This is a genomic window from Acidithiobacillus sp. YTS05 (assembly GCF_024396695.1).
In the GTDB taxonomy this organism is placed as follows: Bacteria; Pseudomonadota; Gammaproteobacteria; order Acidithiobacillales; family Acidithiobacillaceae; genus Igneacidithiobacillus; species Igneacidithiobacillus copahuensis.
The window spans coordinates 2,722,010-2,741,152 of the sequence record NZ_CP094359.1 but is presented as its reverse complement, the minus strand read 5'-3'; the positions used below and the strand labels follow the sequence as shown (position 1 = coordinate 2,741,152).

Genomic DNA, 19,143 nt, shown 5'->3' with positions numbered 1-19,143 from the left:
TTGGCTGCCAGTGAAGCGCCGGAAGACCGCACTTAGGAGATTGTTTCATGAACCCTTTTTCTGCGTCCCGGCGACCTGACGGTGCCATCGTCATCAGTGGCGCCGGTAGCGGTATCGGCGCCGCGTTGGCACGCTGCTACGCCCAGCCTGGGCAACTATTTTTGCTTCTGGGCCGACGCCAGGCAGCGCTGGCGCAAGTCGCCAGCGAGCTGCGCCAGGCGGGAGCAGAGGTCGAGTTGGCAACGGTCGATGTGCGCGATAGCGCGGCCTTGCAGCGCATTGCCAGCGATTTTGCGCGGCGGCGTGGCCCCGTCGCGCTGCTGATCGCCAATGCCGGCATCAGTGTGGGGAGCGCCGCTGAGTTGCCGGAAGATTGCGCGATATTTGCCGAGGTCATTAGCACCAACCTTCTCGGCATGCACTACAGTATCAGCGCCTTTTTGCCGTATCTGCCTGCACTGGCGCAGGTGGTGGGCATCGGCAGCGTGGCGGGCTTTCGCGGCTTGCCCGGTGCTGCCGCGTATGCGGCGTCCAAGGCCGGGGTGGCGGTCTATCTGGAGAGCCTGCGCTTAGATTTGCGCGCGCGGCGGATTTCGGTCACTTGCATTGCGCCGGGCTTCATTGACACCCCGATGACCGCCGAAAATCCCTATCCCATGCCTTGGCTCATGGATGTACAACGCGCTGCACAACAGATGCGGCGCAGTATCGACCGGCGGCGGCGCTTCGTCGTGTTGCCTTGGCAGATGGCTTGCTTGAGCCTGCTCTTACGGATCATGCCGAGCTTCCTCTACGAGCGGCTATGGCCGCAGCGCCTGGCATCCAAGCCACGCCGTTCGGATTCGTTTTCCACAAAGGAATAATGGCTGGCTTGCGAAACATTCTTTGAGACATTTCTGCGAGATGTTTTATATCTAATTGTTATAAATAGAAATATTTATGACAAACTGGTAACATGAAGACGCTCGGTCAAAAAACCATCGTTGACAGCCTCTCCATACAGATTTCATCCACAAAGTTATCCACAAGAAAAAGCCCTCCCAGAGGAGGGCGAGGTAAGAAAGATACGTCGTGTGTCAGGCCGCAAGTCTGGGCTTGAGCAGCCAGAGCTGGATCAGGCTCAAGAACATCTCCAGCAGCGCGATGGGGCAGGAGAGAGCACCGCCTATCAATACCAACCAGACGAAAGCGGGGTTCTGATGGGTGAGAAACCAGCCGGCGAAATCGACGGTCATGGCAATGAAGGGCAGGATGATCAGCACGTATTTCGGTGCTGCCGGAAAACGGGCCTTGCTGAAGATCCAGCCGGCAATCCAGAAGATCACTCCCAGCATAGTGAGATGGATCATGCCGTTGAGCAGCATGGTATTGATGCTCATGCCGGTATCGACCTGCGCTACTTTCTTCACGTCGTCATAGCTCGCCAGCGGCGGGTTGTGCAGGACCTTACTCATCGCAACACTGTGGCATTTCAGGCAGTTGCCGTCGATCAGAGGCTTGACGCTGCTTACGTACTCCTGCTGGCTCTCGCCATTGGCAATCCAGTGATTGATGGCCTCAGTCATCTTCGGCTGTTCGCTGGCCGGCATCCCGGCAAAGCCCATCATCCGCGGTAAAACCGACTGTATGGTCGAAGAGCTGCGGTTGCCATAATAGTGCTGGGTCACCGCCTGGACGGTCAGTCCCTGCTTGCCACCTACCGTAACGTAGACGTAGGCCTCCGCTACCAGTAGTCCCAAACCGACCAAAAATATGAAGCCGGTATGGACCAATTTTTCTGCTATACTCAGTTCCGGCAATTGCCGCATCGTGAAACCCTCCCTTTTTTGCTTTTCACCAACGATGGCTAGCAAATATCCTGCCGAGGCCCATGTCCTGTCCAGCCCCTCCCTCTCGCCCCGTTGTCCTCAGTATTGCTGGCGCTGACCCGAGCTCGGGAGCAGGCTTGCAGGCAGACCTGCTGACGGGGGCGGCCCTGGGCGTGCACGTCTGTACCGCCCTGACAGCCTGGACGGTACAGGACTCGCACGGCGTGCTGCGGGTGCAGACCCTGGATGCTGCCGACACGCGTGCCCAACTGGAGACCCTGCTGGCAGACTTTTCTGTTGCCGTGGTCAAGATCGGCCTCATTGGCTCATTACCTATGGCGAAAATGCTGCGCGATTTTCTTCTCGTTCGGTGTGATCTGCCCCTGGTGATCGATCCGATCTGGCGTGCCGGTGGCGGCCAGGAGCTGGCCGACGCTGCCTTGCGGGATTTCCTGCGCGAAGAACTCCTGCCCTTGGCGCGGATTGCCACCCCCAACCTTCCCGAGGCATTGCAGTTGACCGGAGCGGACACGGCGGACGGGGCCGCGTGCGCATGGCCGGGCGACTGGCTTCTGATCAGCGATGGTCACGGTGCCGCCGCGCAGCTCGACAATCGCCTGTATCAGCGCGGCACGCTCGCCGGCCGCTACCCCCAGCCGCGACTGCCAGGTAGCTATCATGGCACGGGTTGCACCCTCTCTACCGCAATCGCTGCGGGCCTGGCCTACGGGCAGTCGGTACCCGACGCCGTGGCCAGCAGCCTCGCCTTTACCCATGCGGCGGTCGCAAAGGCCTATCGGGCAGGACACGGCCAATTCTTCCTCGACCGCTGGGCGGCGCGACCATGAAGCGGCAACGGGAGCGGATATGCGGCCTCTACGGCATTACCGATGGCCGTCTGCAGGGCGAAGCGCTACTGGAAACGACGGAGATCGCCCTGCGTGCGGGACTACGCCTGCTGCAGTATCGGGACAAGACGCAGGAGGATGGGCGGCGGGTACAGGAGGCTGCCGCCCTGCTGGCGCTTTGTCGCTCCTACGACGCATTGCTGGTCATCAATGACGATCCCGAGCTCACGCGAAAGATTGGCGCGAGCGCGATCCATGTGGGGGAGGAGGACCCAGGGATAAACGACTTGCGTACCTTGCTGGGGCCGGAGGTCCTGATTGGCGTGTCCTGTTACAACGATCTGGAGCGTGCTCGCAGGCTCGTTGCCGCCGGCGCCGACTATCTCGCCTTTGGCTCGGTGTATCCCTCTCCGACCAAGCCCAAGGCGCGCCGCGCCGATCTTTCTCTATTTCGTGCCGCGCGGCCCCTGGGCCTGCCCCTGGTAGCCATTGGCGGCATCACGCAGGATACTATGGCGGAGGTTGCGGCAGCCGGTGCCGATGCCGCCGCCGTCATCTCTGCCCTCTTTGGGGCAGGCGATGTTGCGGCCGCTACCCAGCGTCTGCAAGGCCTTTTCTCAGGCAAAGCGAGGAGACATCATGACCAGTAACGCCGAGCTTTTTTCCGCTTCGCAACGCCGCATCCCCGGCGGAGTCAATTCGCCCGTGCGCGCCTTTCGTGGCGTGGGTGGCGATCCCCTGTTCATCGAGCGCGCCGAAGGCGCCTACCTTTGGGACGTGGAGGGGCGGCGCTACATCGACTACGTCGGTTCGTGGGGACCGATGATCCATGGTCACGCGCACCCGGAAATCCTGGCTGCAGTGGCCGCAGAGATGCAGAAAGGCCTGAGTTTCGGGGCACCGACGGCGATCGAGCTGGAACTGGCGGAAACCGTCTGCACCCTGATGCCCAATATCGAGATGCTGCGCATGACCTGCAGCGGCACCGAGGCGGTGATGACGGCCATTCGTCTGGCACGCGGGTATACCGGACGGGAACGGATCATCAAGTTCGAGGGCAATTACCACGGGCACAGCGACAGTCTGTTGGTGAAGGCGGGATCCGGGGCCCTTACCCTGGGGCAACCCTCCAGCGCCGGCGTGCCGGTAGAGTTGACCCGCGCGACGCTGGTCCTGCCCTACAACGACCTCGATGCCGTCGCGGCGGTGATGCGCGAGCAGGGGGACCAGATTGCCACGATCATCGTCGAGCCGATTGCTGGCAACATGGGCTGTGTGCCGCCGCTGCCAGGTTTCCTGGAGGGTCTGCGCAGCCTCTGCGATACCCATGGTAGCCTGTTGATTCTGGATGAGGTAATGACGGGCTTCCGCGTCGCCCCCGGTGGCGCGCAGGAGCTCTACGGCATTCGGCCGGACATCACCACCCTTGGCAAGATCATCGGCGGCGGCTTGCCAGTAGGCGCCGTGGGTGGCAGTCGCAAGATCATGGAGACCTTGGCGCCCAATGGGCCGGTCTATCAGGCCGGGACCTTGGCTGGCAATCCGCTGGCGATGGCGGCCGGCTTGCGTACCCTGCAACTGCTGCAGGAGCCAGGTTTCCACCAGCGTCTGGCGCAGCAGACGGAAAAGTTCTGCAGTGGCTTGGCACGCGTGGCAGCGGAGGCGGAAGTCCCTCTTTTCATTACCCAGGTACCGGGTATGCTGGGACTGTTCTTTAGGGAAGGGCCAGTGCAATCTTTCCAAGATGTCATGGGTGCTGACAAGGAGCGCTATGGGCGTTTCTTCCACTTCCTCCTGGCGGAAGGCGTCTATCTTGCCCCCAGCGCCTACGAGGCGGGTTTTCTCTCCGCCGCGCATGACGACGCCATTATCGACACCACCATCAGCGCCGCACGCAAGGCGCTGCAGCAACTATAGGAGCCCTCCATGACCACCTTGTTTACCAAGATCATCCGTGGCGAGATTCCCGCCGAAAAAATCTTCGAAGACGATCAGTACCTGGCCTTTCTCGATATTCGTCCGATCCGTCCCGGCCATACCTTGGTGATTCCCAAGATCGAGCACGACTATATCTTCACTCTGGACGACGCCACCCTGGCCGGTCTTTTGCCGTTTGCCAAGCGGATTGTGCCGGCCCTGGAACAGGCTACCGGCTGTCTGCGCGTGGGGGTGATGGTGGCTGGTCTGGAGGTGCCGCATACGCATGTGCACCTGATCCCGATGACCGCCATCAGCGATCTCAACTTTGCCCTCGCGCGCGAGAGCAGCGCGGAAGAGCGTACCGCCATGGGGGCCAAGATCCGCGCCGCTCTCTGAGTTCGGCATGCGCTCGCCCTTCGTCTTTCTGCTCTTGAGCCTGTGCTTCCTCGGTTCTGCCGAGGCGCGGGAAAAACTGGACTGCCCAGAGCAGATCAACATCAACACGGCGGATTTCGATGGCTTCCGCTGCCTCAAGGGCGTGGGCAAGAAGCGCGCCGAGGCCCTGCTCCAATACCGCGCGGAGCATGGCCCTTTCGTCAGTCCCATGGGCGTTGCGGCAGTGCTGGGCGAAAAGCTGGCGCTACGGTTGCGTTACCGTTTGCAAGTCGGCAACTAGAGAAAAACGATGTCGTACTGTTCCTGGGTGTAGGTGCTCTCGGCCTGGACCTTGATCGGCCGGCCGATGAACTCCTCCAGGGCGGCGAGGCTGGTGCTCTCTTCGTCTAGCAGTTTATCGACCACCTGCGGTGAGGCCAGGACGATGAAGCGCTCGGCGGGATAGGCACGGGTCTCGCGTACGATCTCGCGCAGAATTTCGTAGCAGAGCGTTTCGGCAGTCTTGAGGAAACCACGTCCCTGGCAGTAGGGACAGGGCTCACAGAGGATCTGCCGCAGGCTCTCGCGGGTCCGTTTGCGCGTCATCTCCACCAGTCCCAAGGCAGAAATCTGGGTAATGGTGCAGCGCGTGCGGTCAGCCTGCAGGGCCTTTTCCAGGGTGCGATGGACGCGGCGCTTGTGCTCCTCATTGTCCATATCGATGAAATCGATGATCACCATACCACCGATATTGCGCAGCCGCAGTTGGCGGGCAATGGCGGCCGCGGCCTCCAGGTTGGTCTTGAGAATGGTTTCTTCCTGATTGCGCCGACCGACAAAAGCGCCGGTATTTACGTCGACGGTGGTCAGTGCCTCGGTCTGATCGATGATCAGATAGGCACCGGACTTCAGGGTCACGCGACTTTCCAGGGCGTGTTCGATCTCATCCTCGACATTATAGAGGTCAAAGATGGGCCGCTCGCCAGCGTAATGCTCGATACGATCGGTAACCTCGGGGATGACTTCCCGGCAAAATTGTCGCGCCGCTTCATAGGCCTCGCGGCTATCGATGCGTACCCGCTGGATGTTGTCGGACATGACGTCGCGCATGACGCGCAGGGCGAGGTTGAGGTCGGCGTGGATGAGCTGCGGTGCCCGACTCTGACCGAGATCCTCGCGGACGTTTTGCCAGAGTCGCTGCAAGAATTTGAGATCGCTCTCAAAATCTTCGGCACCCACGCCCTCGGCGAGGGTGCGGATGATAAAACCTCCGGCCTCCTCTTCCGGCAGCAGGGACTTCAGCAACTCCTTCAGACGACTCCGCTCCTCCGGTGACTCGATGCGGCTCGAGACACCAATGCGCGGTGAGTAGGGCATGTACACCAGATAGCGCCCAGGCAGGGTTATGCGGGTCGATAGACGCGCACCCTTGCTGCCGAGGGGATCCTTGATTACCTGCACGAGGATTTCCTGCCCCTCATGCAGGAGGGTCGAAACGCTGCGCAAATCATGGGCATGGATGTTTCGCGTTTCGATATCCGTCTCCCCTTCCTGTTGCAGTTCCTCCTCGCTTTCTGCTCCCTGGATATCGGCAGCGTGTAAAAAGGCGGTGCGTTCCAGGCCGACATCGATGAACGCCGCCTGCATGCCGGGCAGCACCCGCCGCACGATGCCCTTGTAGATGTTCCCCACCAGACCGCGATGGCCGCTGCGTTCTACCTGCAGTTCCTGCAGCACGCCGTTGTCGACCAGGGCAACACGAATTTCCTGTGGGGTGACGTTGATCAGTAATTCTTCACTCATGCCGTGCCTGCAAGTGGGGTGGGGGGAGGCCGAGCTGGCTGAGCAGCGCCGCCGTTTCCGCCAGTGGGAGGCCCATCACTCCCGAATAGGAACCGCGCAGACTGCGCACGAAGACCGCTCCCAGGCCCTGGATGGCGTAGCCGCCGGCTTTGTCTTGGGGCTCGCCACTGACCCAGTAGGCGTGTGCCTCGGCCGGCGAGATCGGCCGCAGGAAGACGGCATTGCGTGACAGGGTCTGCCATACGCGCTGGCCGTCGGTGATAGCTACGGCGGTAAGCACCTGATGCCAGCGCCCGCCGAGGAGCGCATAGTTTTGTTGGGCCTCGGCAGCATCCGCGGGCTTGCCGAATACCCGGTCCCCCAGGCAGACCAGGGTGTCAGCCCCGAGTACCAGGGCATTTTCATCGCTGCGTACGGCAGCGCGGGCCTTTTCCCGCGCCAGACGTCGAACGAGCTGCGCCGGCGGCTCGCCGTTACGCCGGGACTCGTCGATGCTTGTCGGCCGGAGTTCCGGCGTGTAGCCCAACTGCGCGAGCAGTTCGCGTCGGCGCGGCGAAGCCGACGCGAGGATCAATTGCGGCATGCGCTCAGGAGCCGCTCGGCAAGAGGATCTGGGCCATGCCGCTGGCCACTCCGGCACCTGAGGCCAGGGCCAGTCGGGAATCGGGAATCCCGGCCTGGCGCAGACCTTGTAGAATGGCCTCGGCGCGTTGGGTGGCCAGATTGAGGCCTCCCGGTTGCCCGGAGACCCGCACCAGGATCTGTGCTGCCGAGATTCCTTTCAGCGTCCCAGCAACAGCACGCAGACGCTGCTTGCCGTTGGCGGATAGTCCCTGGTCTGAACTGAACAGAGCGGATACCGGCATGTTCAGCTCCGTGCCATATTTTCCCTGCCGCAGGTCACCGTAGGCGGCCAGGGCCTGCAACGGGGCCGGAGCGGCGGCAGGCGCCGCAACCGTGGGGCTGACGCTCGTCGAGCTACTCGTACTCGGCGCAGAACTCGGTTGCATCGTCGCCAGACTCTGTTCTTCCTGCTGCAGTATTTCCTTTTGCTGCTGGATTTCCTGCTTCAGGCGGGCGCTGCGGGCACCCTGCATGGTCTGCGTCGCCAACTGCTGGCGCAGCTGCGCGTATTCTGCCTGCAAGGCCTGATATTTCTGATTGAGGCTGGCCAGTTCCCGGCTCAGACGCTCCTTCTCCTGGCCACCGTTTGCGGCCGCCTGGGCTTCCCGCAGTCCCTGCAGGCGGGCCTCAAAGATGGCCCGGTCGACGGCAAAGAGAGGCGGATTGACCTGATCGGCGGTCATCTGCTGCAGATCTCGCTGCAGACTGGCGGATTGCTGCGGGGTGAGATGTGTGGATTTCTGCAGGTTTTGGAACTGTCCATAGGCCCGTTGCAGGGCGGCTGTGGTAGTAGCATCGGCCCAGGCGAGGGCAGGCAGTAGAAGTAAGGTGCTGGCGAGCAGGCTACGGCGAATCATGGGTTCGTCTCCTGAAGCTGCTGACGGGTAGCGGCAATTTTTTCCTGCAGACTGGCGATTCTCCCTTGCAGCTCGCGAATCTGTCCTTTGATCTCCTGGTTGCTGTCCGTCGCCGGGCTCTGATCGAGACGCTGCTGAATGTTATCGAGGCGAAGGCGGGCCAATTCGGTTTCGCGATCGGCGTAAAGATAGTCCCCCCGCTGCTGCGCGGCCTGTGCTGCGGCGAGGGCTTGGCGCGCGGGCTCCAGTTGCCGCGCCTGCACCTGCGGGGACAGCGAAAAGATATGGATGCGCGCCGCTTGTACGGCAATGGCATTGCTACTGCTCTCTTGCGGTGTGGGTACGACCATCTGCGCGCAGGCACTCAATCCCAAAGCCAGGGCTGCGACCACCCCCAGTCGGGGCAAGACTCGTTGATAACACTTCACCATCCATTCTCCTCTCCGCCACGATGATAGGGCAGGCCCACACGGATACTCCAGGCACGATACAGTTGCTCGGCAAGGACCACGCGCACTACGGGGTGCGCCAGAGTCAATGCGGAAAGGGACCAGCGCCAGTGCGGCCGCAACGCCGGGTCGATACCATCCGGGCCCCCAATCCACAGGGTGACGTCCTGATGATCGTTGATCCAAGTATCCATTTTCTGCGCCAGCTCTTCACTGCGCAAGCTCCGCCCGGTCACCTCCAGGGCCACGATCTCGCTGTCTTTGCGGGTGCTGGCGAGAAGACGTTCGCCTTCCTCCCGACGCCAACGTGCCGGATCGTTCTGCCGCCCCCGCTGGGCCAGGGGCAGGCTGCGCCATTCCAGTTGCACCGGGGCAGGGATCCTGCGGCGGTATTCCTCCACCGCTGCTTCCACCCAGTTTGGCATGCGGGTCCCCAGCGCGAGGACCAACAGGCGCATGCTAGCCCTCGTTACCCTGGCTACGCACCTTGGGCAGCTCGCCCCAGAGCCGCTCGATCTGATAGAAATCGCGGGTTTCCGGTCGCATCAGGTGGACTACCACATCGCCCAGATCCACCAGCATCCAGTCGCTGCCGGACGCCCCTTCCTTGCCGAGAGGCCGCACCCCCTCGCCACGCACCTTGTCGATCACGGCGTCGGCAAGGGCGCGTAGCTGGCGGTCGGAATTGCCAGAGGCAACGATCAGGTAATCGGTAATGTCGGTTTGTTGACGAACGTCGATGCTTTGGATGTCGATGGCCTTGTGTTCATCGAGGGCGGCGATACTCAGATCGCGTAGCATTTCGGGCGTGATGGGCAAGGTGGGTGTTCCTCCAGGTTACGTTTCGTGGTAAAGCCGTTGCCGGGCAATATAATCCAAGACCGCGTCGGGTAACAGAAAGCGCGCACTGCGCCCGGCGGCAAGAAGGCTGCGGATCTGGGTTGCGGAGATTTCCAGGGCGGTGACCGTGTGAAAGGCGATCTTGCCGCGAGAATGCCCGTGCAGTGCGGCCAGATCCTCTACCCGCCGCTCATAGAGCACCTGGCGCAGGGCCTCGGGCAGTTCCGCCATCGGCCAGCCGGGCCGGCCGATGACCACCAGATGGGCCAGATCAAGGATTTCCTGCCAGTCTTTCCAGGTATCGAAGCGCAGAAAGGCATCCATTCCGATCACCATTGCCAGAAAGCCATCGGAATCGTCGGCGCGGAGGTGGCGCAGGGTATCGACGGTGTAGGAACGACTGCTTTTTTCGACCTCGTAAGCCAGCACCCCCAAGCCTGGAGCCTGCTGCGCGGCAATGCGGGTCATTGCCAAACGGTGCTCCGCGGGCGCCCAGGGGCTCTGCCGGTGCGGCGGATGCCCGGCAGGAACCAGTGTCGCCTCCGCCATGCCCAGCGCCTCGCGTACCTCTTCCAGCGCTCGCAGATGCCCGTAATGAATGGGATCGAAGGTGCCACCCAGAATCAGCCGTTTTTTCTGCATGGATTCAGTGTAGAGGATGAATCTGCGGGAAGAAAGCAGTTTCATGGCTTGGCGACTTGTGTCCCCGGAGTGCCGAGCTGTGGGGAAAAACCGAAGCCATGACAATATATGCAAATGAGAATCGTTATTGACTGAGAGAAGAGGCTGGGGCATAGTAGCGCCGTCTTTCCTGATCTGAGCGTATCATGAAGTGCAAGTCACTTTCTTTTCTGATGCTTCTGTGGAGTGGCGCAAGTGTTGCGGCGGGATTGCCGGGGCCTGCGGCCGAATCGCCGATCCCGAATCAAAATGGTCTGGCGCCCCGTTATCTGACCGAGTTCCAGCATATCGGCCAGGGTTTCTCCTGGTCGGCGCATATAGATACAGAGCTCTTCGCCAATCTAGCGGGAGGGATTCGTCAGGGCACGGCCAACACCACGGCGGGCCAGTTGGGGCTGCAATGGGACAGCGGCAAGGCTGGCGCCTGGCGCGGCGGGCTCTTCACCACCTCCGTGTTCGGCATCTACAGCTCGGCCGAAGACACGGCCTACAGCGGCGATCTGCAGACTGCGAGCAATATCTATGCACCTTCTGCCGTGCGGCTCTACGAGGCCAACTACCGGCAGCAATGGACAGACTGGCTGGCTACTCGGGTCGGCTACACCGATTTCAATCTCTATTTCGACGTGGCCAGCAATGCGCTGCAACTCTTGAATGGCTCCTTTGGTCTCGACCCCAGCCTTTCGGGCAATGTACCGGCGCTGCCGACCTATCCCTATTCCGGGCTGGGTTTCATCGTCAATACCCATGGGGCGAACTGGAGCAGCAAGGCAGGCGTGTTTCAGGGAGATGCCGTTCATCCGTATCGCGGTGTCTTTGACCGCGGTTATCTGGCGATCTGGGAGGGGGCTTTGCACTGGGGGCGGGAGGAGGGCGAAGACCCGGATGATGATACGGATGAATATGGCAAGTATGTCTTTAAAGTTGGCGCCTGGCACTACGATCAGCCACGTGCCCCCGACTTCGACCTCAGTCCGACAACGAATGGCATCTACGGCATTGTCGAGGCGCACTCGCAGCTTGCCGACGCGGAGCTGGCGCCCTTTATCCAGTGGGGCAAGGCCTTTGGGCAGGAGAATCTGGTTCCCTGGTATCTGGGGGTAGGGGCGCGGCTCAGTCATTTTCTTGCCGCCCGGCCGGATGACGCCCTCTCCTTTGGCATGGCGCGGGCAGCCCTGCGTCCGGGCATGGTGGCGGCGGGATATGAAGATGAGGAACTACCAGCAGCCATTTATCCCGCCGAAACCAGTTACGAAATCACCTATGTCGCTAAATTGAATGACTATCTGAGCCTGCAGCCCGATCTGCAATACATTACCCGTCCCAATGGGGTGTACCGTAACGCTACGGTCGGGTTACTGCGTTTGCACCTGGAGTTTTTCTGATGACAGAGATTGCTCATCATGCATTGCACTTTGTTGCCCGGCATCCGGGTTGTCGTCTCGAACAATTGCTGCAACATCTTGCGCGGGCCGGTCCGGAACGTCTGGGACAGGCCCTGGTCGAGTTGCAGCAGCGAGGGGTCTTGCAAATCTGGAAACTGACCCGCTGCGCCGGGCGCATGGAACAGGTCTGTTTTCTGGCTACAGGAAGCTCTTCACCGCAATCTATGCACTGAATTTATCCCATCCTCTTCTCCTGTAGCACCGTAGCCGATTGCGCGCCCCCGGGCGCGCCTTTTTGTATTGTGCGACGAGATTGACATGAGCAGGATGACGCGAGAGCATAATGCAACCAAGTTGCATTTACGGAGAGTGCCGCAATGTCCCTTCTACCTTCTGTCTTATCCTCTCACCGTTTCCTTGGTATTGCGCTAGCCTGCAGTGCCCTCTTTGCTGGCACTGCCCAGGCTGCCGACGTGCTGCGCGCCGTTGGCGTGGAAAATGAGTATGCCAATGTCATTTCCCAAATTGGTGGCCCGTACGTGCAGGTACAGGCGATCGAGAGCAATCCGAATACCGATCCGCACACCTTTCAGGCGAGCCCCGCAATTGCGCGTGAGGTAGCGCAGGCGCAATTGGTGGTCCGCAACGGGCTGGGTTACGACTCTTGGGCGAAGAAAATTCTGGCGGCCAATCCGAACCGGGCAAGGAAGGTCATCGTGGTGCAGGATCTCCTGGGTCTGCCGGAGAGTACGCCCAACCCGCACCTATGGTACAAGCCGGAAACCATGCCCAAGGTGGCGGCAGCGGTGGCCGATGCCCTCAGCGCCATGTTGCCAGAGCATCGCGGGTATTTTGCCGCGCAGGTGAAAAAGTTCGATGCCTCCCTGCAGCCCTGGTACCAGGGCCTTGCCGCTTTCCGCAAGGACTATCCGCATACCCCCGTCGCGGTGTCGGAGCCGGTGGCAGACTACATGCTTGAGGCTGCCGGCTGCGAGATCAAGACCCCTTGGTCCTTGCAGGCGGCGATCATGAATGGCACCGACCCAGCGCCCCAGGATGTGAGCCTGCAGAGCGAGCTGCTAGGCAAACGTCGGGTGAAGGTCTTTCTCTACAATCAGCAGGTCACCAGCAGCCTGACCCAATCATTTCTGGCCAAGGCGAAACAGGCCCAAGTTCCGGTAGTAGGGGTCTATGAGACCATGCCTGCGGGCTATGACTACCAACGCTGGATGATGGCCGAGCTGAATGCCCTGCGCGCGGCGGTCGTCCACGGAGCCTCTACGACGGTATTGCACTGACATCTCGCTCCTGGCGCCTTGCCAGGGGCGCCAACAGCCTCTAGGCTCTCCGAATCGAATTCCGCGGGGGCATTTTCATGTCCATTTCTCAAATTGCGTGGCTTCCCTCTTGGTCGGCAGCGCTCCACGACCGTCTGTGGACCTGGGCTGGGCACATTGCTGCGGCGCTGCTGGTGTTGCTGGTCGGCGTGTGGCTGGCGCGCTGGATAGGACGTCTCAGTGCCCGTACGCTGGAGCGTGTCCATTACAACCTGACGGTGGCGCGTTTTCTCGAATCCCTGATCAAAATCGCTCTGTACATCGTGGTAGTGGTCGCAGCCCTCGGACAGTTGGGGGTGCAGACCACTTCGCTCCTGGCGATGCTTGGCGCCGCCGGTCTTGCCATTGGCCTGGCGTTGCAGAAGTCCTTGGCGGACTTTGCCGCCGGCGTCCTGTTGCTGATCTTGCGCCCCTACCAGGTGGGCGACAGCGTCGAGGTGGCAGGTGTCTCAGGTACGGTCGAGCGCATCCATCTCTTTCAGAGCGTCATCAACAGTTTCGACAACCGCCAAATATTCGTGCCCAACAGCAAGGTCCTCAGTGATGTGCTCATTAATACCTCCGTCCTTGGCCAACGCCGTATCGATCTGCTGATTACTCTCGCTCCGCACGCGGATCTGCTGCGCGCTAAGCAGCTTTTAGCAGAGCTCTGCGAGGCCGATGAGCGGATTCTATCCGAACCTGCGCCGGCGATTGGCGTGCAGGATCTCACCGACCTGGGTGTTCAGCTCTACCTACGCCCGTGGGTACGGGCGACGGATTACGGTGCCACGCGCAGTACTCTTCTGGAGACTATCAAGATTCGTTTCGATGCCGAGGGCATCGAACTTGCCCGGCGTCTTGCGTTTGGAGCCGCCTGATGGCGGCTGGGCGTTTCAACTCCTGGCTCGCCGCCATGATAGCAGGGCTCTTGCGGCTCCTGGCGCGTGCGCCGCGCCCGCTTCGAGTATGGGTGGGTAATCGCCTGGGCGACCTGGCCCGTCTTCTCGTAGCGCGTGGCCGACGGGTGGCGCGCAGGAATCTGGAGATCGCCTATCCCGAACTGGATGATCGGCGGCGGCGGAATCTGCTCGCCCAGCATTTCCGCCAGCTCGGGCAGGCCTTCGTGGAACTGGGGCCCCTCTGGTTTTGGCCTCTACCGCGAAGCCTGGAGTTGATTCGTTCCGTGCGCGGTGCGGAAGCGGTGGATGTCGCCCTGGAGAAGGGGCAAGGGGTCGTGCTCTTCACCGCGCACCTGGGGGCCTGGGAGGCCGCAGTGCAGTATATCGGCCAGCGCTGGCCGGTGACGGTGCTCTACATGCCGACTCGCAACGCCGCCATCAATGCACAGATGGTCGCCGGCCGCGGACGCAGTGGTGCTCGCCTGGTGGCCAAGGATGGTGGTATCCGCGGATTGCTGCAGGCTTTGCAACGGGGCGAGGTAGTGGGCGTCCTCCCCGATCAAAATGTGGATCCGAGCGAGGGCGTCTTTGCGCCCTTCTTTGCGCGGCCGGCCTGCACCACGCCGTTGCTGGCACGTTTGGCGCAACGACGAGGCAGCCCGACCTTTGGACTCTTCGCCTATCGCTTGCCGGCCGGGCGTGGTTACGAGATCGAGATCGTGCCCCTGCCGGAAGAGTTCCCCAGCGGTGATGACGTGGCCGATGCGGCGACCATGAATGCTGCCCTCGAGGCCGCCATTCGTCGGGCACCAGAACAATACTGGTGGGTGCACCGCCGGTATAAGGATCCGGCTCCCGGTTGGGATTACCCCTATTGACAAGCCCTTGAAAAGCGCAAAACCGACCCCAGATTTGGGACAGGTCAGCGAGGACCATTGGTCAAGAGGAGAGTCATCATGAGTGAAAAGGCTGTCAGTAACCCATCCGTACGGGTTGCCGATCCCGTCGAGCAGATCTTTGATGCGGTGCTTCCCGGCTTCTTCCGGCCCCTGCAGGGCAGCACTGCAGCAGCGCGACCAAACGTCGCACATCTCGATGTTATCGACCGCGACAACGAAATCGTCGTCAAAGCGGAGATTGCTGGTGTCGACAAGGACAAGCTCGACATCCAGGTGCATGGCAATCAGGTATATATCAGTGGGAGCAAGGAAGAGGACAGCAGTAAGGAAGAGGGCAAGTACATTTACCGAGAGCGACGCTACGGTGAGTTCGCCCGCACCATCCAGCTACCGGTGGATGTCGACGCCAGTCAAAGCAAGGCGGCCTACAAGGACGGGGTGCTGGAGCTGACCCTGCCCAAGGCGGAGTCGGCCAAGCGGCGCAAGATTGCCGTCGAATAGGCGGTATTGCGTCAGCTGCGGAGCAAGGGGGGCGTGACCCCCCTTTTCTTACTCGGCGATGGACAGGAATTTCTGCCCTGATCCCGTCTGCCCCTGGTTGTTGCGCCAGTGTGCGGAGATCATTCCGCTTTTTTCGGCGCGCAGGGGAACGGCAAGATAGGGATTCGCGCTGCTCATACTGGAAAGATCGAAGTGGCAGAACGTCTTGCCACCCAGGGCAAAGGCCACCTCTTCGATGAACAGCGTCTTGCCCTCGCTTTGCGATGGATGCAGGATCAGCGCCCGGATCTCGATGATCTCTCCCTGTTTCGCGTTTTCTGGCAGGCTAATCTGCACCTCCTCGAGGCGCCGTGACAGCCGGCCTCCCAAAGTACTCAGTGCGCTCATTCTGCAGCTCCTTTGCTTTTGACGACATGCACCCACGCGGGTTTGGCTGCAAAGATATCACCGCGGTTGCTTTGGGCGATGACCCGCAGCGGACTGTCGTGTAACACTTTGACTCTCTGGTAACACGCCGCCTTGCCATTGGCCGGACTGCAGTGAAAGATGCTCGCTAACGGCGTGGGGTTGTGATCGACCAGCACATAGATTCGCGCAATGTAATCGTCATCCGTCATGGGGTGATTCACGGACACCGATACGGGTACGCTGAGCGCATCATCGACTTCTTTGCCGACCAGCACATGTACACGATCGGACTCCGTCAGTGTACGCATCTGAAATAGATCCTGCAGTACCTGATCGACGCTGCTGGCAGCAAAGGACTGCGCTGGCCAGCCCTCGGCATTTGCCGCCCTGGCGATGCGGGTGCCGATCAGCGAGGCTCCCAAGGCAAGGCTGGTACCAAGGGCGCTCAGGCGCAGGAAATCCCTTTTATGCATGCTCTGCTCCGCAATGTAGGTGTAAGACTACAGGATAGTCGAGATGGACATCTCTGACAAAAAGTCTCTACTTGCCGATACAAAAGCGCGAAAAGATCTCTCCCAGGATTTCCTCCACATCCACGACCCCGGTGATCTGGCCGAGGGCGTTGGCACTTTCCCGCAGCGTTTGCGCGAGGAGTTCTTCGCCGGCATCCAGCTCCAGAAACTGTGCTGCCTCGGCAAGATGCCCCTGAGCCTCTTCCAGCGCCAGCACATGGCGCTGACGCGCCGACCAGGCGCTCTCGTTGTTGCCACCCAGGCGTTGGCGCAGATAGGAGCGTAATTCTGCCAGACCGGCGCCGCTATGGGCAGAGATACAGAGGGCTGGCACCCCCAGATCCGGAGCGACGAAGTCCGAGCAGAGATCGATCTTGTTCCACAGCACCGTACAGCGTTGGCGATCGAGCTCCGCCAGCAACTTGGCGTCTTCCGACGAGCAGCCACGACTGGCATCGAGCAGGAGGAGGATTTCTTCGGCGCTTTCGAGCAGGGCGCGGCTGCGGCGGATGCCTTCCTGTTCCACCGCGTCGGTGCTGTCGCGCAATCCGGCGGTGTCCAGGAGCTCGAGGGGTAGTCCCTCGAGTTCGAGCTCTTCACGCAGGACATCGCGGGTGGTTCCGGGAATCGCGGTGACGATGGCACTGTCGCGACCCGACAGGGCATTGAGCAGGCTGGATTTACCGACATTGGGGGCGCCGACCAGAAGGATCCGGGCCCCGCGCGCCAGCCGCGCGCTGGAGCGACTCTGCTCCAGAATCCGGGCCAGCTGCCTTTGCAATTGCTGGAGTTGCGTGGCCAGCGTCTGCAGGTGTTCGTCACCGAGGTCTTCTTCGCTGAAATCGAGGCCGGCCTCGGCGAGTGCCAGGGAGTGGAGAATCTCCTGGCGTAGGCCGCTAATGGCGGCAGAAAATTGCCCCTCCAGGCTGGCCAGAGCCGCGCGCGCTTGGGACTGGCTACGGGCATGGATGAGATCGGCAACCGCCTCCGCCTGCGCCAGGTCCAGACGGTCATTGAGAAACGCGCGCTCGCTGAACTCGCCGGCACGCGCTGGCCGCGCCCCCAGGCGCACGGCGTATTCGAGGAGCGCGCTGAGGATGATCGGACTGCCATGGCCCTGCAGCTCCACCACGTCTTCGCCGGTATAGCTGTGCGGCGCGGGAAAATACAGCGCGATACCGTGGTCGACGCGCTCCCCGGGCGCTAGAAAAAACTGTCGCAGGTAGGCATGGCGTGGACGCCATTGTTTGCGCTGGGGCAGGCCGCACAGGGTATTGGCAATCTCCAGGGCCTCGGGGCCAGACAGGCGGAGAATACCAACGCCGCCGATTCCGGGGGGGGTGGCGACGGCGACGATGCTGTCGCCCAGCTGGTAGCGCCCTTGGCGCGACACCCTAGCTCTCTTTCATGACGTGGCGGGTGATCAGGTACTGCTGGATGATGCCAAAGACGTTGTTGGTCAGCCAGTACAGCACCAGACCCGCGGGGAAGAAAGAGAAAAAGATGGCGAAAGCCACGGGCAGGATCGACATGATCTTTTTCTGCACCGGATCCATGGGTGCCGGGTTCAGGCGCTGCTGCAGGAACATACTGATGCCCATGAGCAGGGGCAGGATGTAGTACGGGTCGGGAAGTGCCAGATCATGAATCCAAAGAATGAACGGCGCCTGCCGCAACGATACGCTCTCCACCAGCACCCAGTAGAGGGCAATGAAGACGGGCATTTGGATGACGATGGGCAGACAACCCGCCATCGGGTTGACCTTTTCCGTGCGGTAGAGCTCCATCATCTTGGCGCCCATTTGCTGCCGGTCGCCATTGGTCTCCTTCTTGATCTGCTCCAGTTTGGGCTGCAGCTTGCGCATGTTGGCCATGGAGCGATAACTGATCGCGGAGGGGTAGAAGAAGATGATCTTTACCGCCACGACCAGAAGGATGATGGCGAGGCCCCAGTTGCCGGCCCAGGAATGGAACCAGGTCAGCACCCCGTGCATGGGCTCGGCCACGATGGAGAACCAGCCGTAATCAACGGTCTGTTCCAGGCCACGTCCCAGCGCCGCGAGCTGGTCCTGCTGTTTCGGGCCCAGGAACAGTTGCTGGCGCAGAGTATAGCTCTGCCCCGGTTGCAGGGTGGGCAGGGCCTGCTGCACGCCCGCTACATAGTTGCTGCCCGCCGGCCGCGCATAGAGTTGCACGCTGGCATGGGGTTCAGGGAGTACCGCCTGCAGGAAATAGTGATCCGTCATGCCAGCCCAACCGGGACCGCCATGCTCCTCGGGATGGTCGCGGAGATCGGAAAAGGCCTTCTCACTCAGACTGCCGTTGTGCATCAGGACCGAGCCCGTAAAGATCGACATGAACCAATGGCTCTGGGTTCGGTCATTGCGCAGAATCTGGTCGAAATAGCTGCCTTTCCAGGGCTCCTTGCCGGTATTCGTGATGCGGATGTCTTCGTTGATCAGATAGGTATGTGGATCAAACGAAAAGGTCTTTTCGATTTTCAGAGGACCGGCCTGGCCGCTCAGGGTGATGGGCCCACCGTCAGTGATCGTCTGCGGGGCGCTGAAGTCGGCGCGCAGGGTCTGTCCGTCGGTAGCAATGAAGCCGCTTTGCTGTGCCGTCAAGCGCGCGGCGCTGCTGTCCAGAATGGGATAGGGAGCCTTGTCATCCACGGCGATAGGATATTTGCGCAGACCGAGATTCTGGATATCACCGCCTTGCAGATAGATCTTTCCGGTATAGAGATCCGTCTGGAAGCTGACGCTGGGTCCCTCGCCCACCGCGCTGCTGCTCGTCACTACCGGAACGGTGCTGGGCGCCGCTGGTACGCTGCTTGTGGGCGCGGCCGATTGGGTCGCCGCCGTTGGCTGGGCGGCTGCGGACTGGGTGGCCGCTGTTGGTGTTGCCTTCGGGCTGGGCTTGGGATGGGGTGCCAGCCACTCGAAGAGTACCAGGACGATGATCGAGAGGACGACGGCAAGGATGGTACGTTTGCTATCCATGGGGCTCCGAAAA

Annotated in this window: 24 protein-coding genes; 12 read left to right on the top strand and 12 right to left on the bottom strand. The window is 61.3% G+C overall.

Going from position 1 to position 19,143, the window contains the following annotated elements; all coding sequences use genetic code 11:
- Nucleotides 1–47 precede the first annotated feature (47 nt).
- Entirely contained in the window at nucleotides 48–863 is an 816-nt protein-coding gene (locus MQE22_RS13665; RefSeq protein ID WP_215872162.1) for an SDR family oxidoreductase, read from the top strand.
- Between the two features lie 213 nt (nucleotides 864–1,076).
- On the opposite strand, the gene MQE22_RS13660 is transcribed toward MQE22_RS13665, so the two are convergent.
- Complete coding sequence (locus MQE22_RS13660) at nucleotides 1,077–1,808, bottom strand: hypothetical protein (RefSeq protein WP_215872163.1); 732 nt, start codon at nucleotides 1,806–1,808, stop codon at nucleotides 1,077–1,079.
- A 62-nt stretch (nucleotides 1,809–1,870) separates the two neighbouring features.
- Between MQE22_RS13660 and thiD the strand changes: the two genes are divergently transcribed.
- Genes thiD through MQE22_RS13635 form a run of 5 tightly spaced genes read left to right on the top strand, consistent with a single transcriptional unit; the run spans nucleotide 1,871 to nucleotide 5,252 of the window.
- On the top strand, nucleotides 1,871–2,656 hold the full coding sequence (thiD, locus tag MQE22_RS13655) for a bifunctional hydroxymethylpyrimidine kinase/phosphomethylpyrimidine kinase (protein WP_215872164.1): 786 nt from the start codon (nucleotides 1,871–1,873) through the stop codon (nucleotides 2,654–2,656).
- Nucleotides 2,653–3,306: a thiamine phosphate synthase gene (thiE, locus tag MQE22_RS13650; protein ID WP_215872165.1), complete on the top strand. Its 654-nt coding sequence runs from the start codon at nucleotides 2,653–2,655 to the stop codon at nucleotides 3,304–3,306. The genes thiD and thiE overlap by 4 nt, the downstream gene beginning before the upstream one ends.
- Nucleotides 3,296–4,573 carry a glutamate-1-semialdehyde 2,1-aminomutase gene (gene hemL, locus MQE22_RS13645; RefSeq protein ID WP_215872166.1) on the top strand — a complete coding sequence of 426 codons (1,278 nt, stop codon included), beginning with the start codon at nucleotides 3,296–3,298 and terminating at the stop codon, nucleotides 4,571–4,573. Before thiE ends, hemL begins: the two co-directional genes overlap by 11 nt.
- 9 nt (nucleotides 4,574–4,582) lie before the next feature.
- Entirely contained in the window at nucleotides 4,583–4,972 is a 390-nt protein-coding gene (locus MQE22_RS13640; RefSeq protein WP_215872167.1) for an HIT family protein, read from the top strand.
- 7 nt (nucleotides 4,973–4,979) lie between these two features.
- A complete protein-coding gene (locus MQE22_RS13635) occupies nucleotides 4,980–5,252 on the top strand; it encodes a ComEA family DNA-binding protein (RefSeq protein WP_215872168.1) in 273 nt (90 codons plus the stop codon).
- On the opposite strand, the gene rng is transcribed toward MQE22_RS13635, so the two are convergent.
- Genes rng through nadD form a run of 7 tightly spaced genes read right to left on the bottom strand, consistent with a single transcriptional unit; the run spans nucleotide 5,249 to nucleotide 10,166 of the window.
- Nucleotides 5,249–6,754: a ribonuclease G gene (rng, locus tag MQE22_RS13630; protein ID WP_215872169.1), complete on the bottom strand. Its 1,506-nt coding sequence runs from the start codon at nucleotides 6,752–6,754 to the stop codon at nucleotides 5,249–5,251. The genes MQE22_RS13635 and rng overlap by 4 nt on opposite strands.
- A complete protein-coding gene (locus tag MQE22_RS13625) occupies nucleotides 6,747–7,337 on the bottom strand; it encodes a Maf family protein (RefSeq protein WP_215872170.1) in 591 nt (196 codons plus the stop codon). The genes rng and MQE22_RS13625 overlap by 8 nt, the downstream gene beginning before the upstream one ends.
- A gap of 4 nt (nucleotides 7,338–7,341) precedes the next feature.
- Nucleotides 7,342–8,235 carry a hypothetical protein gene (locus MQE22_RS13620; protein ID WP_215872171.1) on the bottom strand — a complete coding sequence of 298 codons (894 nt, stop codon included), beginning with the start codon at nucleotides 8,233–8,235 and terminating at the stop codon, nucleotides 7,342–7,344.
- Nucleotides 8,232–8,666 (bottom strand): hypothetical protein, encoded by a 435-nt coding sequence (locus MQE22_RS13615; protein ID WP_215872172.1) that lies wholly within the window; start codon nucleotides 8,664–8,666, stop codon nucleotides 8,232–8,234. The genes MQE22_RS13620 and MQE22_RS13615 overlap by 4 nt, the downstream gene beginning before the upstream one ends.
- Nucleotides 8,660–9,142, bottom strand: coding sequence for a 23S rRNA (pseudouridine(1915)-N(3))-methyltransferase RlmH (gene rlmH / locus MQE22_RS13610; RefSeq protein ID WP_215872173.1), 483 nt, complete (start codon nucleotides 9,140–9,142; stop codon nucleotides 8,660–8,662). Before rlmH ends, MQE22_RS13615 begins: the two co-directional genes overlap by 7 nt.
- 1 nt (nucleotide 9,143) lies before the next feature.
- The gene (gene rsfS, locus MQE22_RS13605) at nucleotides 9,144–9,503 is read right to left on the bottom strand and encodes a ribosome silencing factor (protein ID WP_226827298.1); all 360 of its coding nucleotides are present in this window, start codon (nucleotides 9,501–9,503) and stop codon (nucleotides 9,144–9,146) included.
- A gap of 18 nt (nucleotides 9,504–9,521) precedes the next feature.
- Entirely contained in the window at nucleotides 9,522–10,166 is a 645-nt protein-coding gene (nadD, locus tag MQE22_RS13600) for a nicotinate-nucleotide adenylyltransferase (protein ID WP_215872174.1), read from the bottom strand.
- A 185-nt stretch (nucleotides 10,167–10,351) separates the two neighbouring features.
- Here nadD and MQE22_RS13595 point away from each other — a divergent pair, with 185 nt between their 5' ends.
- The 6 genes from MQE22_RS13595 (at nucleotide 10,352) to MQE22_RS13570 (ending at nucleotide 15,208) form a co-directional block, all read left to right on the top strand.
- Nucleotides 10,352–11,590 (top strand): carbohydrate porin, encoded by a 1,239-nt coding sequence (locus MQE22_RS13595; protein ID WP_215872175.1) that lies wholly within the window; start codon nucleotides 10,352–10,354, stop codon nucleotides 11,588–11,590.
- Entirely contained in the window at nucleotides 11,590–11,823 is a 234-nt protein-coding gene (locus tag MQE22_RS13590; RefSeq protein WP_215872176.1) for a hypothetical protein, read from the top strand. The genes MQE22_RS13595 and MQE22_RS13590 overlap by 1 nt, the downstream gene beginning before the upstream one ends.
- Before the next feature lie 144 nt (nucleotides 11,824–11,967).
- Nucleotides 11,968–12,888, top strand: a complete 921-nt coding sequence (locus tag MQE22_RS13585) for a metal ABC transporter solute-binding protein, Zn/Mn family (RefSeq protein WP_215872177.1) — start codon at nucleotides 11,968–11,970, stop codon at nucleotides 12,886–12,888.
- 77 nt (nucleotides 12,889–12,965) lie between these two features.
- Nucleotides 12,966–13,787: a mechanosensitive ion channel family protein gene (locus tag MQE22_RS13580; protein WP_215872178.1), complete on the top strand. Its 822-nt coding sequence runs from the start codon at nucleotides 12,966–12,968 to the stop codon at nucleotides 13,785–13,787.
- Entirely contained in the window at nucleotides 13,787–14,686 is a 900-nt protein-coding gene (locus MQE22_RS13575; protein ID WP_215872179.1) for a lysophospholipid acyltransferase family protein, read from the top strand. Before MQE22_RS13580 ends, MQE22_RS13575 begins: the two co-directional genes overlap by 1 nt.
- A 78-nt stretch (nucleotides 14,687–14,764) precedes the next feature.
- Nucleotides 14,765–15,208: an Hsp20/alpha crystallin family protein gene (locus tag MQE22_RS13570; protein WP_215872180.1), complete on the top strand. Its 444-nt coding sequence runs from the start codon at nucleotides 14,765–14,767 to the stop codon at nucleotides 15,206–15,208.
- A 48-nt stretch (nucleotides 15,209–15,256) separates the two neighbouring features.
- Here the strand turns inward: MQE22_RS13570 and MQE22_RS13565 are convergent, their stop codons facing one another.
- The 4 genes from MQE22_RS13565 to yidC form a co-directional block, all read right to left on the bottom strand.
- A complete protein-coding gene (locus tag MQE22_RS13565; RefSeq protein WP_215872181.1) occupies nucleotides 15,257–15,595 on the bottom strand; it encodes a thiosulfate oxidation carrier complex protein SoxZ in 339 nt (112 codons plus the stop codon).
- Nucleotides 15,592–16,089: a thiosulfate oxidation carrier protein SoxY gene (locus MQE22_RS13560; protein WP_215872182.1), complete on the bottom strand. Its 498-nt coding sequence runs from the start codon at nucleotides 16,087–16,089 to the stop codon at nucleotides 15,592–15,594. The genes MQE22_RS13565 and MQE22_RS13560 overlap by 4 nt, the downstream gene beginning before the upstream one ends.
- A gap of 67 nt (nucleotides 16,090–16,156) precedes the next feature.
- Complete coding sequence (gene mnmE / locus MQE22_RS13555) at nucleotides 16,157–17,521, bottom strand: tRNA uridine-5-carboxymethylaminomethyl(34) synthesis GTPase MnmE (RefSeq protein WP_215872183.1); 1,365 nt, start codon at nucleotides 17,519–17,521, stop codon at nucleotides 16,157–16,159.
- Nucleotide 17,522: 1 nt separating this feature from the next.
- Nucleotides 17,523–19,130 carry a membrane protein insertase YidC gene (gene yidC / locus MQE22_RS13550; RefSeq protein ID WP_215872184.1) on the bottom strand — a complete coding sequence of 536 codons (1,608 nt, stop codon included), beginning with the start codon at nucleotides 19,128–19,130 and terminating at the stop codon, nucleotides 17,523–17,525.
- Nucleotides 19,131–19,143: the final 13 nt, after the last annotated feature.

Bases quoted from the DNA above. Each gene is read 5' to 3' on its own strand.
- MQE22_RS13570 (WP_215872180.1), top strand. From the start codon at position 14,765: ATGAGTGAAAAGGCTGTCAGTAACCCATCCGTACGGGTTGCCGATCCC.
- MQE22_RS13665 (WP_215872162.1), top strand. From the start codon at position 48: ATGAACCCTTTTTCTGCGTCCCGGCGACCTGACGGTGCCATCGTCATC.
- rlmH (WP_215872173.1), bottom strand. From the start codon at position 9,142: ATGCGCCTGTTGGTCCTCGCGCTGGGGACCCGCATGCCAAACTGGGTG.
- thiE (WP_215872165.1), top strand. From the start codon at position 2,653: ATGAAGCGGCAACGGGAGCGGATATGCGGCCTCTACGGCATTACCGAT.
- rng (WP_215872169.1), bottom strand. From the start codon at position 6,754: ATGAGTGAAGAATTACTGATCAACGTCACCCCACAGGAAATTCGTGTT.
- MQE22_RS13620 (WP_215872171.1), bottom strand. From the start codon at position 8,235: ATGATTCGCCGTAGCCTGCTCGCCAGCACCTTACTTCTACTGCCTGCC.
- yidC (WP_215872184.1), bottom strand. From the start codon at position 19,130: ATGGATAGCAAACGTACCATCCTTGCCGTCGTCCTCTCGATCATCGTC.
- nadD (WP_215872174.1), bottom strand. From the start codon at position 10,166: ATGCAGAAAAAACGGCTGATTCTGGGTGGCACCTTCGATCCCATTCAT.
- MQE22_RS13575 (WP_215872179.1), top strand. From the start codon at position 13,787: ATGGCGGCTGGGCGTTTCAACTCCTGGCTCGCCGCCATGATAGCAGGG.
- MQE22_RS13580 (WP_215872178.1), top strand. From the start codon at position 12,966: ATGTCCATTTCTCAAATTGCGTGGCTTCCCTCTTGGTCGGCAGCGCTC.
- MQE22_RS13590 (WP_215872176.1), top strand. From the start codon at position 11,590: ATGACAGAGATTGCTCATCATGCATTGCACTTTGTTGCCCGGCATCCG.
- MQE22_RS13625 (WP_215872170.1), bottom strand. From the start codon at position 7,337: ATGCCGCAATTGATCCTCGCGTCGGCTTCGCCGCGCCGACGCGAACTG.
- MQE22_RS13595 (WP_215872175.1), top strand. From the start codon at position 10,352: ATGAAGTGCAAGTCACTTTCTTTTCTGATGCTTCTGTGGAGTGGCGCA.
- hemL (WP_215872166.1), top strand. From the start codon at position 3,296: ATGACCAGTAACGCCGAGCTTTTTTCCGCTTCGCAACGCCGCATCCCC.
- MQE22_RS13635 (WP_215872168.1), top strand. From the start codon at position 4,980: ATGCGCTCGCCCTTCGTCTTTCTGCTCTTGAGCCTGTGCTTCCTCGGT.
- MQE22_RS13565 (WP_215872181.1), bottom strand. From the start codon at position 15,595: ATGAGCGCACTGAGTACTTTGGGAGGCCGGCTGTCACGGCGCCTCGAG.
- MQE22_RS13640 (WP_215872167.1), top strand. From the start codon at position 4,583: ATGACCACCTTGTTTACCAAGATCATCCGTGGCGAGATTCCCGCCGAA.
- thiD (WP_215872164.1), top strand. From the start codon at position 1,871: ATGTCCTGTCCAGCCCCTCCCTCTCGCCCCGTTGTCCTCAGTATTGCT.
- MQE22_RS13615 (WP_215872172.1), bottom strand. From the start codon at position 8,666: ATGGTGAAGTGTTATCAACGAGTCTTGCCCCGACTGGGGGTGGTCGCA.
- MQE22_RS13560 (WP_215872182.1), bottom strand. From the start codon at position 16,089: ATGCATAAAAGGGATTTCCTGCGCCTGAGCGCCCTTGGTACCAGCCTT.
- MQE22_RS13585 (WP_215872177.1), top strand. From the start codon at position 11,968: ATGTCCCTTCTACCTTCTGTCTTATCCTCTCACCGTTTCCTTGGTATT.
- MQE22_RS13660 (WP_215872163.1), bottom strand. From the start codon at position 1,808: ATGCGGCAATTGCCGGAACTGAGTATAGCAGAAAAATTGGTCCATACC.